The sequence below is a fragment of the Rhizobium mesosinicum genome (assembly GCF_019511345.1).
GTDB classification, from domain to species: domain Bacteria; phylum Pseudomonadota; class Alphaproteobacteria; order Rhizobiales; family Rhizobiaceae; genus Rhizobium; species Rhizobium mesosinicum.
On record NZ_JAEUAK010000002.1, the window covers coordinates 535,251 to 548,365 of the forward strand.

The following is a 13,115-nucleotide window of genomic DNA, read 5'->3' on the forward strand; positions in this document are numbered from 1 at the left end:
AGGGCGTCAGTCCGGCTTCCTCAGATAGCGAAAGAACTGGACGCCGCTGTCAGACGCTTTCGGCAACGGGTCGAGATAGCCTGGGATATTGCCCTTGCCAAGCTGCGCATAAAGCCCCTCGGGCTTCAATCTGGCGATTTCACGTGTCTGCAGATCATCCGGGCAGAAGGCAAGCACGGAGACGCCCGCTCCCTTCAGAAATGCTTCAGCCTCCTGCGGCTCGGCCAGACCGATATGCATCTCGGTCAGCATCCCACCTTGATTGCGATGATAAGGCGCCGACAAAACACGGTTGGCGGTATAGCGTAGGATCGGTACACCCATTTCCGACGGCGCCGAGACGAGACCGGCAGGCAAGCCGCCAAGCGGCGCGAGTGCCTGCCTGGAGGAACATGAGGGGCTCCCCGGCTCGTCAGCAGTCTTTGTCTTATTGATCTGCATTTCGACGAGCGCGCCGCCGACTGCCCATGCGGCCGGCACGCTTGCCAGAACCGTGATGATGTAGACGAGAGCCGCCGCCGCATTCTCGCTATCGCCGTTCAACACGCGCCTGATGTCGATGATCAACAGCGCCAGCGGCAGGATAGAAAGCAAATTTGCAAAGACGGCGCCCCGCACCTGGACCAGCGCAACGGCCCAACTGACGCTCAAGAGCGCCAGAAGGATAAGATGGACCTGCATGCGATCGCCCTGCACGGAGCGGAAAATGCAGACGGCGATCGCGAGCAGGCCGGGCGCATAAAATGCGCCGAGGGAAAAGGGATCCGTCCGGCCGAGCGCGAGAATGGATTGCGCTTCCGAGACATTGCGCAGCCAGAGCTCGACCAGCATAGGATCGAGATCGGCAAGCGGATTGCGCAGGCAGTCGGGCGCAATGACCATGGCCGAACCGAAAACGGCGGCGCCGACCGCCGCAAGCACTGTAAAACGCAAGCCGCGGCCGAGACGGCTGGCAAAGAGTGCGGAGGCAAGCAGCAGGCTGCCACCGATGGTCGCCAGGCTGTAGAAGCCGAGCGAGAGATTGTCGCACGTGACCGCCGAATAGCGCTGTGGCGGCACGGTCGCAAAGAAGAGGATGCTGATCGCAACAGCGAGGCTAAGGCCGAAAGCTCTCGTGGCGGCGGCAAAGGGCCCGCCTTCCCAGACCCAGAGAAACGCCACGACCAAGCAATAAATGGCAACAAAAGGCGTGGTTTCCGCGCCGATCGCGATCGCCAATGCGGCCGACACGCCGGCGACGGCGTAGTTCCATGCGCGCTGCTTTTCATCGAAAAGCAGCGCCACCATGGTTGCAACGAGCGCGAGTTGGGCATTGTGATGATCGATGGCGCCGGGCGCAAAGCGATTACCGGTATAGATCGCCATGCCGGCCAGGCAGAAGGACAAGTGCATGCCGGCAAGGCTGCCGACGCGCTGGCCGGCAAGGCCCATGGCAAGCATAGCAGGAAAAACGAGCGACAGGGGCCAGACCACGAGTGCGGCAGCTTCCGCGGCATCATGGCCGAGGAAGAGGCCGAAGAAGCGGATGAGCGCAGCGATCGGCAGGTCGATCAGCCGCGACCAGTGCATGAGCGTGCCTTCGCCGAGGCCGAGCCGATACTGCATCAAATCGAACCAGCCCTGCCCGTTCAGGAAATCCCTGACCTCCACGAGGCGCATGCCGTCGTCATTATCGGGGCCGACATAATCGACCGGCCCCCCTGCGTATTTCATGACGGTGATAATGCCGATTAGAACAAGGCTGTAGATGAGGGCGGATGGCAGGAGACGCGTCAGCATCTGCCGAATACTGTCGATAATTCCAGTCCTGGCTGATGCGGATTGCGCCTTGGCGATCGGCTGCACTGCGTTCATCATGATAGCCAGGTCGTTGCGTGATGGGCAAACCTTAACCTTGGCTTATCAAGAAAGTGTAAACCACGCGACGTGACAGGTTTCGTTCCTCATAGGGGCTTGTTAACGCCGCGTGGCGTAAATTCACCACGGTTTCTTTGTAACGAGTGTAACCCTATGGCGCGATCGCTCAGCGACAGTCCCGATATTGCCGTTCTGCTTCCCTGCTACAACGAAGCGGCGACCGTCGGCCCTGTCGTCAGGGGGTTTCGGGCGGCCCTGCCCGATGCGCACATCCATGTCTACGACAACAATTCCACCGACGGCACGGCGCTGTCTGCCATGCTCGCCGGCGCAGATGTGGTGCGCGAGCGGCGTCAGGGCAAAGGCCATGTGGTACGGCGCATGTTCGCCGATATCGATGCCGACATCTACATCATCGCCGACGGCGACGGGACCTATGCGCCTGAGGATGCTGAAGAACTGGTGCGGACGCTGCTGACGGAACGGGCCGATATGGTGGTCGGTACGCGGCGCGGCGTGCATGACGATGCCGGCCGGCAGGGACATGCTTTCGGCAACCGGCTGTTCAACATCCTCTATCGCGCAATTTTCGGGCCCGACTTCACTGATATCTTCTCCGGCTACCGGGCCTTTTCACGCCGTTTCGTCAAGAGCTTCCCCGCGGTTTCCGGCGGTTTCGAGATCGAAACGGAAATGTCGGTGCATGCGTCACGGCTCAAACTGCCTGTCAGCGAACTGGAACTGCATTATGGCCGGCGCCCGGAGGGCTCGCATTCGAAGCTCTCGACCTTCCGCGACGGCGGCAAGATCCTCTGGATGTTCGCCATGCTGATGAAGGAGACGCGGCCTTTCGCTTTCTTCGGCACGATCAGCGCCCTCTTCATGCTGGCAAGCCTCGTATTCATGGGGCCGGTGCTGGCGGAATATTTTGCGACCGGCCTCGTAAGCCGCCTGCCGACCTGGGTGCTTTCGACGGCGCTGGCGATGATCTCTATTATGCTGTTTACTGCCGGCGTGATCCTCGATTCCGTTGCGCGGGCGCGGGCAGAGCAGTTGCGCATCCATTATATGAGCCTCGCAGCGCCGGTTTCGGCAAAGGATAAAACGTCAGCCATAACGCTCGATGGCAAGAAGGCGGATGCCGCATGAAGAAGCTCATTCGTTTCGCGATCGCCGGTGGGCTGGGCTTCATCGTCGATGCGGGCGTGCTTGCTGCTCTTCTGCACCTCACCCCGCTCGGTCCCTTCATTGCCCGGCTGATTGCCATTGCACTCGCGATGGCGACGACATGGGCCTTCAACCGGACTTTCACATTCGACCGGTCAGGCCGGTCTCTGGCAGTGGAAGGCTTCCGCTACGGTTCGGTCGGCGTGACGGCCGCCCTCGTCAACTACGGGCTCTATTCGGCGCTGCTTCTGTCATTACCGACGCTGCAGCCGCTTATCGCAATGGTGCTTGCGACGGCAGCGTCGATGTTCTTCAGCTTCTTCGGCTATTCCCGCTTCGTGTTCCGCGGCAAGGCCGAATAAGTATCAGACCGCTTCCCAGCCATCCTGCTCACTGGCGCGGTAGATGGCGTCGATGACCTTCTGGTTAAGCTTGGAATCTTCCAACGTGACGATTTCTTCCTTTTCGCCTGCAGCAGCGCGGGCAAAGGCTTCCGCCTGGCACTTGTACTGGCGGCTGTCCTGGAAGCGGATGATGCGGGATTCGTTGTGACCGCGATTGGTCACCTCGATCTCCTCAGGCCCCCAGCGATTGGCGTTGAAGGGCGACTTCACTTCGATATAGCCGTCGGTGCCGTGGAACACCATGATCTGACGGCCGGCCATCTGGGTGGAGATGTAGAAGCTTAGCTCGAAATCGCCGAAATCAGCCTTCACGCTGGAATAAATATCCGTACCGAATTCCGCATCGCGCTCGGTGATCGCCTGGATCCAGGACGGCTCCTTGCCGGTGGAGAAGCGGGTGCTGATGACGGGATAGACGCCGATATCAGGCAAGCCACCGCCGCCAAGCTCCGGAATGTTGCGCATGTTGCCGGGGTCGCGGTTGTAATAGGTGAAGGCGCCCTGGACATGGCGAAGTTCGCCGATCGCACCCTCCTGCAGGAGCGAGCGAACTTTCCGCCAGACCGGCGAGTAGGTGATCATGAAGGCTTCGCTGATGATGACCTTGTTGCGATCGCGCGCAGCAATGAGATTGTCGATCTCGGAAGCTTTCAGTGCAATCGGCTTTTCGCAGAGCACGTGCTTACCGGCATCAGCGGCCTTGATCGACCATTCGACATGCTGGGCGGTCGGCAGCGGTATATAGACGGCGTCGATCACGTCGGACGCCAGCATTTCCTCGTAGGAGCCGAAGGCATGCAGCACGGAAAAACGATCCGCCATTTCCCGGGCACGTGCAAAATCACGGCTGGCAATCGCGGTAATGACGCAGTTTTCCGCGTCCTGAATGGCGGGAACGACATTGTCCCGGCCGATCTTGGCCGTCGAGAGTATACCGAAACGCAACATGAAAGATCCTCCTGAAATCGATCGGGCGCACCTTATGCAGCCCTGTCATGCGGTGCAATGGCGCGCGGGGGCGATCACGGAAGTTTGGTTTCCTCCAGGAAGACTCCGCGCTAGGGTACTGACGAACGGCGTTCTGCCGTTTCCTCACATTCAATCACCTCAGCATTTTTGGAGAGCGCCATGGAAATGCGCCGGCTTGGGAAAACAGGGCTTTCGGTCTCGCCGATTGTCTTCGGCGGCAATGTACTCGGCTGGACGGCCGACGAGAAAACATCTTTCGACATTCTGGACGGCTTTTTCGACGCCGGTCTCAACACCATCGATACGGCTGACGTCTATTCCGCCTGGGTACCAGGCAACAAGGGCGGCGATTCCGAAGAGATCATCGGCAGGTGGCTCAAAAGGTCAAAGGTCTCCCGCGACAAGGTTGTCATCGTCACCAAAGTCGGCTCGGACATGGGCCAAGGCAAGACGTTGAAGGCCAATTACATTCTCAGGGCAGTCGAAGATTCTCTGCGCCGGCTGCAGACTGACTATATCGATCTTTATCTGTCGCATTGGCCGGATGCCGATACGCCGCATGAGGAGTCACTTGGCGCTTATGCCAAGCTTCAGGAACAGGGCAAGATCGGTTCCTTCGGCTGCTCGAACTTTGATGCTAGCCAGCTGCAGGCTTCATTCGATGCCGCCGACAGAGCAGGCCTGCCGCGTTATCAGGCGCTGCAGCCTGAATATAACCTCTATGAGCGTTCGAGCTTCGAAGGCCCGCTTGCCGATCTCTGCATCAAAGAAGATATCGGCGTCATCACCTATTTCAGCCTCGCAGCCGGCTTCCTTTCCGGCAAGTACCGCAGCAAGGCAGATACAGAGGGCCGCGCCCGCGAAGGCCGCGTTTCCCAGTATCTCGACGACAAGGGCATGCGCATTCTTGCGGCACTCGACAAAGTTTCGGCCGAAACGGGCGCAAAGCCTGCGGAAATCTCGCTCGCCTGGCTATTGCGCAAGAAGGGCGTGACGGCGCCGATCGCCAGTGCTACGAGCCTTTCCCAGCTTGACAGCCTGGTGAAAGCAGCGACGCTCAAACTCTCCGACGAGGCGATGGCGCTGCTGGATAAGGCGGGCGCATGAAACGAGGTGATGGCATGGCCGTGACGATCCGCGATGCGAAACCCGAAGACGAGGCACGCTGGCGCCGGCTCTGGGCGGACTATCTCGCTTTCTACGAAGTAACCGTCGATGCCGACATCACCGATTCCACCTGGCGCCGTGTCTTCGATCCGGCATCGGCAATCTTCATGCGGGTGGCGGAACTCGACGGCGAAGTCGTGGGCTTCACGCTCTGCCTGACGCATGAAGGCACATGGATTCGCGGCAAGGATTGCTATCTCGAAGACCTGTTCGTTTCCGGGAATGTGCGCGGCAAGGGTGTCGGCCGGGCGCTGATGGACGACCTCGTTACCCTCTGCAAGAAGAATGGCTGGTCGCGGCTCTACTGGCATACGAGCGAGCAGAACAAGACGGCTCAGGCGCTCTACGACACTTACGTCAAGAGTGACGGCCATATACGCTACCGCATCAATTTCTGAGCTGCGGGAAGCCCTCATACCATTCGGAATGATCGCCTTCCCAATTGACCATGCCCGGCTTGGTCAGGATACCGCGCGGGCGCACATAGCTCTGGATCACACGCTTCGGCCTCTCATGCCACTGGATGTTGAAGGCCCACAGTTTCGGAAAGAAGCAGAGGGACGCATAAGGCAGGTGGTCATGGATCCACCAGGCTAGCCTCTGCCAATCACTTTCATCGGTATAATGATCGACCATCCATGGGATCGCAATGCAGACGGCAGCGCCCATGCAGCCGTCAAAATCTCTGATATCCCAGATATGGTGGGCGGCCGTGGCGGCATTAGTCGAACAGTTCAGCTTGTTCTCGTTGCCGAAGCGGTTGACTGCCGGCGAGCGATAGCCGGAGCGAATGTGCAGGCGCCCGAAACTCGCTTCCAATGGCTCCAACAAGTCCTCGCAAAGGCGCCTGCCCGCTTCGATTGCCAGATCGGGATCGTCGGGAATGTTCGAGATGCGATAGAAATCGGCGATCTCGGAGTGGAGGAAATCGCGGAAGAAGAAATTCTTCGACAGGCGCACCCGACCGAGATCCTCGAGCCCCTTCATCGATCCTGGTTTTTTCAAGCGCGGTCCTCCCGATTGCCACCGACATTCATTGCCCGGGCAATGCAGTCGTTCCACCCGAAATGCGCGGGAACAATTAGCCCGGTGCCAACTTCTAAGAAATGTCGCCCAAGGGCGCAAATCTCTCAACGAAGGAACGGAACCATGGCCAAGGAAAAGACACTGGAAGATCTGTTTTACGATACGCTCAAGGACATCTATTTCGCCGAACGGCAGATATTGCGCGCTTTACCGAAGATGGCACGCGCCGCCCAGTCGACGGAATTGAAGGCAGGTTTCGAAAAGCACCGTGAAGAAACCGAAGGCCATGTCGAGCGACTGCAGCAGGTTTTCGAGATCATCGGCAAACGCGCCCAGGGCAAAACCTGCGAGGCGATCCAGGGCATCATCGCCGAGGGCGAGGAGATCATGGAGGAATTCAAAGGCACATCGGCCGTCGATGCCGGCCTGATTTCCGCGGCCCAAGCCGTCGAGCATTATGAAATCGCCCGCTACGGTACGCTGAGGACGTGGGCGCAGACGCTGGGCTTCAAGGACGCCGTCATGCTCCTCGATCAGACTCTGCAGGAAGAAGGCAAAACCGACCAGCTTCTGACGAAGCTTGCGACGACTGCCGCAAACCAAAAGGCACGCGCAGCCTGATACTCGCATCCGCAAGGAGGGCGGCCGGCGCCGGCCGCTCTCCTTCTTTCAGCCTTGTCTTCGCTGACGACCCCTCTATCATTTCCTTCAGAATACGAGGCGAGGTGTCGATATGGCTGACAGGCAGGCAATCGAGGCAACGGTTCATCTCTATGTCGAGGGCATGGCCTTCGCCAACGAGGCGGCCCTGAAGAAAGCTTTCCATCCAAAGAGCTCCATCGTCGGGCATTATGAAAATGCGGTGGAATGGCTCTCGCGCGATGAATTCATTGCTGCAATTGTCGAGGAAGGGGCAGCGCCACCCGGCACCCAGCCTTACATGGATATCAGCAGCATCGATATATCGGGCGATGCTGCGACCGTGAAAGTCACCGACGAATTCGCCGGCATGCGCTTCACCGATTATCTCTCGCTGCTGAAGATCGAAGGCCGCTGGACGATCGTCAGCAAGCTTTATCATCTCCATGTTTAGGGACCTGTACCTTCCGTCTGCAACAGACCGCAGATCACCGTCCGATGCAGGCGCTGCATCGCCTCAAGTTCGGAAAAACAGGTCCATAAAGTCGGAACGACCCTTGCGCGCCTGATCAGACGCACAAAGGACGCTCTATCTTTTGCTCAACGCAATTCTGGACGCGAACCAGTTTTGCGTGAGATCACTTAGCCGGATCAGCTTCGCAAAACGCCGCCGGTGAACTTGGCAACGCTTGCGACGATCTTCTGGGTCAACGCTTCGAAATCCTCGTCCGTCAGCGTGCGCTCGGCCGGTTGGATCTGGACTTCGATCGCAACGGATTTCTTGCCTTCGCCGACCGAGGCGCCTTCGAAAATATCGAAAACATTGACGCCCGTTATCAGCTTGCGATCGACGCCGGTGGCAGCCTTGATGATCGCTCCGGCTTCCACCGTCTTGTCGACGACGAAGGCGAAGTCGCGCTTGACGGCCTGGAAGGGCGAGAGGTCGAGCGCCGGCTTGGTACGGGTCGCCTTCTTCTTCGGCTCGGCCATGGCATCGAGATAGACTTCAAAACCGCAGAGCGCCCCGGAAACATCGAGCTTTTCAAGCGTGGTCGGATGGAACTCGCCGAAATAACCGAGGATCACCTTCGGGCCCATCTTGATCGTGCCTGAGCGGCCGGGGTGATACCATTCGGGACCGCCCTGCTCGATCTGAATGTTCCCCGTCGGCAGGCCGCAGGCTTCGATGACGGCGAGCGCATCGGCCTTGGCATCGAAGACGTCGACCGGCTTGCCGCCGCCCTTTGAGGCGTTCGACCACATGCGGCCGACACCGGAAAGTGATGCCGTGCCGCGGCGGATACCGCCGGCCACGCGGCGCTGGCCTTCCGGCCTGTCGTTCTCGTAGGTGCCCGATACTTCGAAGATCGCCACGTCGCCATAGCCTTTGTCTGCGTTGCGCTGGGCAGCCGTCAGCAGGCCAGGCAGCAGCGAGGGGCGCATATCCGACATTTCAGCCGCAATCGGGTTGGCGAGCTTGAGGGCTGCCGAGCCGCCGCCGAAGAGCTTTGCCTGATCTTCGGAAATGAAAGACCAGGTGACGGCTTCCAGCATGCCGCGCGAGGCGAGAGCGCGCTTGGCGGTGCGCGTGCGGATCTGCAGCACCGTCAGGATTTTACCGTTGACGGCAGCATGGCTTTCGAGCGGCGCCGGCTTGATGTTGTCGACGCCGTGAATGCGCATGACCTCTTCCACCAGATCGGCCTTGCCGTCGACATCGGGACGCCAGGATGGAACGGCCACGGAGACGCGCTCACCCGAGCCTGAAACCTTGAAACCGAGACGGGTCAGGATCGTGTTGCTTTCTTCCGTCGAAACCTCCAGGCCGGTCAGGCGCTTGACCTCCGAATAGGGGAAGTCGACGATCTTCGGCTCGTAGCCCTTGTAGCCGACGATTTCGGCCCTGGCTGGCGTGCCGCCGCAAAGCTCGAGCACCAGTTCCGTCGTGCGTTCCAGACCCGGAACCATATATTCCGGATCGACACCGCGTTCGAAACGATAGCGGGCATCGGTGATGATGCCGAGTGCGCGGCCTGACTTGGCGATGTTCATCGGATCCCAGAGAGCGGATTCGATCAGCACATCGACGGTATTTTCATCACAGCCGGAATGTTCGCCGCCCATGATGCCGCCGATCGATTCGATGCCGTCTTCATCGGCGATGACGACGTTGTTCGGGCCGAGCTTGTATTCGCGCTGATCGAGCGCCAGCACGGTTTCGCCTTCCCTGGCGCGGCGCACTGTCAGGCTGCCCTTGACCTTGGCAGCGTCGAAGACGTGCATCGGCCGGCCCTGATCGAAAGTCATGTAGTTGGTAATATCGACGAGCGCATTGATCGGGCGCAGGCCGATCGCGAGCAGCCGCTGCTGCATCCAGCGCGGGCTCGGGCCATTCTTGACACCACGGACGAGCCGCAGGCTAAAGCCCGGGCAGAGCTTGGCATCGTCGAGATCGAGCGTCAGCTTGACCGGCGTTTCGCCTTCGACAGCGAAGGATGGCGCGGGACGCGTCTTCAGCGTGCCGAGGCCGGAGGCAGCAAGATCGCGGGCAATGCCGTAGATCGAGGTGCAGTCCGGACGGTTCGGCGTCAGGTTGATCTCGATGACCGGATCGTCGAGATGGGCATAGGCGGCGTAGCTCGTGCCGACAGGCGCATCATCGGGCAGATCGATAATGCCGTCGTGATTGTCGGAGATCTGCAGTTCCTTTTCCGAGCACATCATGCCGCGGCTTTCGACACCGCGAATGCTGCCGACCGACAGCATCACATCGATGCCTGGAACATAGGTGCCGGGAGCGGCGAAGGCGCCGACGAGGCCCGCACGCGCATTCGGCGCGCCGCAGACGACCTGCACCGGAGCGCCCTGACCGGTATCGACCATCAACACCTTGAGGCGGTCCGCCTGCGGATGCTTTTCGGCGGAGAGAACCTTGGCAATGACGAAGGGCTTGAAGGCGGCCTTATCGTCGACATCTTCCACTTCCAGCCCGATCTCAGTCAGGCGGGCGCAGATTTCATCGAGCGTGGCATCCGTTTCCAGATGATCTTTCAGCCAGGAGAGCGTGAATTTCATAGGTCAAATCCTCCCTTAAACGCTGAGACCGCCGAACAGCGTCGGCATGTCAAGCGGGCGGAAGCCGTAATGGTTTATCCAGCGGACGTCGGCGTTGAAGAAGTCGCGCAGGTCCGGCATGCCGTATTTCAGCATGGCGATGCGGTCGAGCCCCATGCCCCAGGCAAAGCCCTGATATTCGTCCGGATCGAGTCCGCCGTAGCGCAGTACGTTCGGGTGGACCATGCCGCAGCCAAGGATTTCCATCCAGTCGGTGCCTTCGCCGAACTTGACGATCGGGCCGGAACGGTCGCACTGGATATCGACCTCAAAGGAGGGCTCGGTGAAGGGGAAGAAGGACGGGCGAAAGCGCATCGTCACGCCGTCGACCTCGAAGAAGGTCTTGCAGAATTCCTCCAGCACCCAGCGAAGGTTGGCAACATTGGCCTTCTTGTCGACGACCAGACCCTCGACCTGATGGAACATCGGCGAATGGGTGGCGTCGGAATCCTGGCGGTAGGTCTTGCCGGGGATGATGATGCGGATCGGCGGCTTCTGCGCTTCCATCGTGCGCACCTGCACAGGCGAGGTGTGCGTGCGCAGAACCTTGCGCTCGCCCTTCTCATCCGGATTGAAAAAGAAGGTGTCGTGCATCTCGCGGGCCGGGTGTCCCTCGGGGAAATTCAGAGCCGTGAAATTGTAATAGTCGGTCTCGATGTCCGGACCTTCGGCAATGGAGAAGCCCATATCGGCGAAGATCGCAGTGATTTCGTCGACGATCTGGCTGATCGGATGGATACGGCCGCACTCGGCGGGCGATGAACGTACCGGCAGGCTGACATCGACCGTTTCGGCTTTCAGACGGGCATTGATCGCCGCGTCCTTCAGCACCGTCTTACGACCGGTGAGAGCGTCGGTCACCTCGTTCTTCAGCGCGTTGATTGCTGCGCCGCGGCTCTGCCGCTCTTCCGGGGTCATGGCGCCGAGCGTCTTCAGGAGCTCAGAGACCGAGCCCTTCTTGCCGAGTGCCGAAACACGGACGGCTTCGAGCGCCGGCTCGTCATTGGCGGCGGCAATTTCGGCAAGCAGAGAGGATTTAAGCTGGTCGATATCTGACATTGTCTTCTTTCCGTCCAGATCAGGCGGCGTTCGAAAGGCGGGGCCGGGGCGGCCGGCGCCAGCAGTACAAAGAAAGAAAAACCCGCGCCAGCCCAAACCAGCGCGGGTTTCCCAAAATTCAATAGAGCATGGAGCCTGGGAAGCGCTGGTTACCGAACCGCGCCTTCAAACTCGTTCGCCGTGCCCGTTTCCTTGAGGTACTCAAGGGCCTTCTTGGCCGCAGCAACCAGGGCGCCGAATGCTTCCGGCTCATGGATTGCCATGTCGGAGAGAACCTTACGGTCGACTTCGATGCCAGCCTTGTTCAGGCCGTCGATGAAGCGGCCATAGGTCAGGCCGAATTCGCGGACGGCAGCGTTGATACGCTGGATCCAGAGGGCGCGGAAGTTGCGCTTGTTAACCTTGCGGTCGCGATATGCGTACTGCTTGGCGCGATCGACGGCAGCCTTGGCGGTACGGATGGTGTTCTTGCGGCGGCCGTAGAAACCCTTGGCCTGCTTCAGAACCTTCTTATGCTTGGCGTGGGCGGTGACGCCTCTTTTTACACGTGCCATTTCATGATCTCCTTAATCTAACGCGTTACCGGAATAGTCTCAGAGACCGTTCGGCAGATAGTTCTTCACGACCTTGCGGCCATCGGGTTCTGCCAGAACCATCGTGCCACGTGCATCGCGAATGAACTTGTTCGTGCGCTTGATCATGCCATGGCGCTTGCCAGCGGCAGCCGCCTTGACCTTGCCGGTAGCGGTGATCTTGAACCGCTTCTTGGCAGAGGACTTCGTCTTCATCTTGGGCATTTTGCTACTCCGTTCTGAGAGCTCCTCACATGCTTCATCAAAGAAGCCCTTCTGCGAAAGCCCGGTTTTCCGGTCTTCGCCAAAGGCGCGGGAGCGTTTGTTGTTGATCTGCGGGTCCAGTGACGAAACCTGCCCGCAAGCATTCGAAACTGCCACGGCATGCCCTGCCGGTCAGTTCGGACGCGCGCTTATAACCGCAGCGTCATGAAAGTGCAACGGGGCCGATGAGGAATCTTGCCGACTTCAAGAAACACAAAAGCCGCCCTGTCGGACGGCTTTGAGCGAAAGGATGCGGCACCGGTCACTTCGGCGCCAGCACCATCATCATCTGGCGGCCTTCGAGCTTGGGCTCGGCCTCGACCTTGGCAATCTCGAGCGTGTCGGCCTTGACTTGTTGGAGAAGCCTCATACCGAGTTCCTGGTGGGCCATTTCGCGGCCGCGGAACTTCAGCGTCACCTTCACCTTGTCACCTTCGTCAAAGAAGCGACCCATCGCCTTCATCTTCACCTCATAGTCATGGGTGTCGATGTTCGGGCGCATCTTGATTTCTTTGACTTCGACAATTTTCTGCTTCTTGCGCGCCTCGGCAGCCTTCTTCTGGTTGGCATATTTCAGCTTGCCCAGATCGAGGATCTTGCACACAGGCGGTTCGGCATTGGGGGAAATTTCGACGAGGTCGAGGCCGGCTTCTTCCGCCATTCTCAAGGCCTGGTCGGTGGGCACAACGCCCATATTCTGTCCGTCAGCAGCAATCAGCTGAACTTTGGGAATGCGGATATCCCGATTCGAGCGCGGTCCATCCTTCACGGGCGCGTCGGTTTTAAAGGGTCTGCGAATGGTCGTATTCTCCTCGCGTTGTTCGGAACGTTGCAGCTTCGTGTCCCAGTTCGAAAAGGGGCACAAACGGGTCACACC

14 protein-coding genes are annotated in these 13,115 nt (G+C 59.5%); 6 read left to right on the plus strand and 8 right to left on the minus strand.

The window, feature by feature from the left end; genetic code table 11:
* Positions 1–6: 6 nt before the first annotated feature.
* Positions 7–1,854, minus strand: a complete 1,848-nt coding sequence (locus JNB85_RS06590; protein ID WP_220333737.1) for a hypothetical protein — start codon at positions 1,852–1,854, stop codon at positions 7–9.
* Between the two features lie 156 nt (positions 1,855–2,010).
* Between JNB85_RS06590 and JNB85_RS06595 the strand changes: the two genes are divergently transcribed.
* Positions 2,011–3,006: a glycosyltransferase gene (locus tag JNB85_RS06595; protein WP_220333553.1), complete on the plus strand. Its 996-nt coding sequence runs from the start codon at positions 2,011–2,013 to the stop codon at positions 3,004–3,006.
* Positions 3,003–3,386 carry a GtrA family protein gene (locus JNB85_RS06600; protein WP_220333554.1) on the plus strand — a complete coding sequence of 128 codons (384 nt, stop codon included), beginning with the start codon at positions 3,003–3,005 and terminating at the stop codon, positions 3,384–3,386. Before JNB85_RS06595 ends, JNB85_RS06600 begins: the two co-directional genes overlap by 4 nt.
* A gap of 3 nt (positions 3,387–3,389) precedes the next feature.
* On the opposite strand, the gene JNB85_RS06605 is transcribed toward JNB85_RS06600, so the two are convergent.
* Positions 3,390–4,376 carry a Gfo/Idh/MocA family protein gene (locus tag JNB85_RS06605; protein ID WP_220333555.1) on the minus strand — a complete coding sequence of 329 codons (987 nt, stop codon included), beginning with the start codon at positions 4,374–4,376 and terminating at the stop codon, positions 3,390–3,392.
* A 180-nt stretch (positions 4,377–4,556) separates the two neighbouring features.
* Here JNB85_RS06605 and JNB85_RS06610 point away from each other — a divergent pair, with 180 nt between their 5' ends.
* Both JNB85_RS06610 and JNB85_RS06615 read left to right on the plus strand, forming a co-directional pair.
* Complete coding sequence (locus JNB85_RS06610) at positions 4,557–5,504, plus strand: aldo/keto reductase (protein ID WP_220333556.1); 948 nt, start codon at positions 4,557–4,559, stop codon at positions 5,502–5,504.
* A gap of 14 nt (positions 5,505–5,518) precedes the next feature.
* Complete coding sequence (locus JNB85_RS06615) at positions 5,519–5,962, plus strand: GNAT family N-acetyltransferase (protein ID WP_220333738.1); 444 nt, start codon at positions 5,519–5,521, stop codon at positions 5,960–5,962.
* On the opposite strand, the gene JNB85_RS06620 is transcribed toward JNB85_RS06615, so the two are convergent.
* Positions 5,952–6,569, minus strand: a complete 618-nt coding sequence (locus JNB85_RS06620; protein WP_220333557.1) for a hypothetical protein — start codon at positions 6,567–6,569, stop codon at positions 5,952–5,954. The genes JNB85_RS06615 and JNB85_RS06620 overlap by 11 nt on opposite strands.
* 144 nt (positions 6,570–6,713) lie before the next feature.
* Between JNB85_RS06620 and JNB85_RS06625 the strand changes: the two genes are divergently transcribed.
* Together JNB85_RS06625 and JNB85_RS06630 are read left to right on the plus strand one after the other, a co-directional pair.
* On the plus strand, positions 6,714–7,211 hold the full coding sequence (locus JNB85_RS06625) for a YciE/YciF ferroxidase family protein (protein ID WP_220333558.1): 498 nt from the start codon (positions 6,714–6,716) through the stop codon (positions 7,209–7,211).
* A gap of 112 nt (positions 7,212–7,323) precedes the next feature.
* Positions 7,324–7,683: a nuclear transport factor 2 family protein gene (locus tag JNB85_RS06630; protein ID WP_220333559.1), complete on the plus strand. Its 360-nt coding sequence runs from the start codon at positions 7,324–7,326 to the stop codon at positions 7,681–7,683.
* Positions 7,684–7,880: 197 nt separating this feature from the next.
* Here the strand turns inward: JNB85_RS06630 and pheT are convergent, their stop codons facing one another.
* The 5 genes from pheT to infC form a co-directional block, all read right to left on the minus strand.
* Positions 7,881–10,304, minus strand: a complete 2,424-nt coding sequence (gene pheT, locus JNB85_RS06635) for a phenylalanine--tRNA ligase subunit beta (RefSeq protein WP_220333560.1) — start codon at positions 10,302–10,304, stop codon at positions 7,881–7,883.
* A 15-nt stretch (positions 10,305–10,319) separates the two neighbouring features.
* The gene (pheS, locus tag JNB85_RS06640; RefSeq protein ID WP_220333561.1) at positions 10,320–11,402 is read right to left on the minus strand and encodes a phenylalanine--tRNA ligase subunit alpha; all 1,083 of its coding nucleotides are present in this window, start codon (positions 11,400–11,402) and stop codon (positions 10,320–10,322) included.
* Between the two features lie 149 nt (positions 11,403–11,551).
* Complete coding sequence (gene rplT, locus JNB85_RS06645; protein ID WP_007813309.1) at positions 11,552–11,956, minus strand: 50S ribosomal protein L20; 405 nt, start codon at positions 11,954–11,956, stop codon at positions 11,552–11,554.
* A 39-nt stretch (positions 11,957–11,995) separates the two neighbouring features.
* Positions 11,996–12,199: a 50S ribosomal protein L35 gene (gene rpmI, locus JNB85_RS06650; protein ID WP_004108077.1), complete on the minus strand. Its 204-nt coding sequence runs from the start codon at positions 12,197–12,199 to the stop codon at positions 11,996–11,998.
* Positions 12,200–12,500: 301 nt separating this feature from the next.
* Entirely contained in the window at positions 12,501–13,037 is a 537-nt protein-coding gene (gene infC, locus JNB85_RS06655) for a translation initiation factor IF-3 (protein WP_183746499.1), read from the minus strand.
* Between the last annotated feature and the right edge of the window lie 78 nt (positions 13,038–13,115).

Excerpts from the sequence above, each read along its gene's own strand:
- rplT (WP_007813309.1), bottom strand. The coding sequence starts at position 11,956 with ATGGCACGTGTAAAAAGAGGCGTCACCGCCCACGCCAAGCATAAGAAG.
- JNB85_RS06595 (WP_220333553.1), top strand. The coding sequence starts at position 2,011 with ATGGCGCGATCGCTCAGCGACAGTCCCGATATTGCCGTTCTGCTTCCC.
- JNB85_RS06630 (WP_220333559.1), top strand. The coding sequence starts at position 7,324 with ATGGCTGACAGGCAGGCAATCGAGGCAACGGTTCATCTCTATGTCGAG.
- pheT (WP_220333560.1), bottom strand. The coding sequence starts at position 10,304 with ATGAAATTCACGCTCTCCTGGCTGAAAGATCATCTGGAAACGGATGCC.
- JNB85_RS06615 (WP_220333738.1), top strand. The coding sequence starts at position 5,519 with ATGGCCGTGACGATCCGCGATGCGAAACCCGAAGACGAGGCACGCTGG.
- JNB85_RS06590 (WP_220333737.1), bottom strand. The coding sequence starts at position 1,854 with ATGAACGCAGTGCAGCCGATCGCCAAGGCGCAATCCGCATCAGCCAGG.
- JNB85_RS06625 (WP_220333558.1), top strand. The coding sequence starts at position 6,714 with ATGGCCAAGGAAAAGACACTGGAAGATCTGTTTTACGATACGCTCAAG.
- JNB85_RS06605 (WP_220333555.1), bottom strand. The coding sequence starts at position 4,376 with ATGTTGCGTTTCGGTATACTCTCGACGGCCAAGATCGGCCGGGACAAT.
- JNB85_RS06610 (WP_220333556.1), top strand. The coding sequence starts at position 4,557 with ATGGAAATGCGCCGGCTTGGGAAAACAGGGCTTTCGGTCTCGCCGATT.
- rpmI (WP_004108077.1), bottom strand. The coding sequence starts at position 12,199 with ATGCCCAAGATGAAGACGAAGTCCTCTGCCAAGAAGCGGTTCAAGATC.
- pheS (WP_220333561.1), bottom strand. The coding sequence starts at position 11,402 with ATGTCAGATATCGACCAGCTTAAATCCTCTCTGCTTGCCGAAATTGCC.
- JNB85_RS06600 (WP_220333554.1), top strand. The coding sequence starts at position 3,003 with ATGAAGAAGCTCATTCGTTTCGCGATCGCCGGTGGGCTGGGCTTCATC.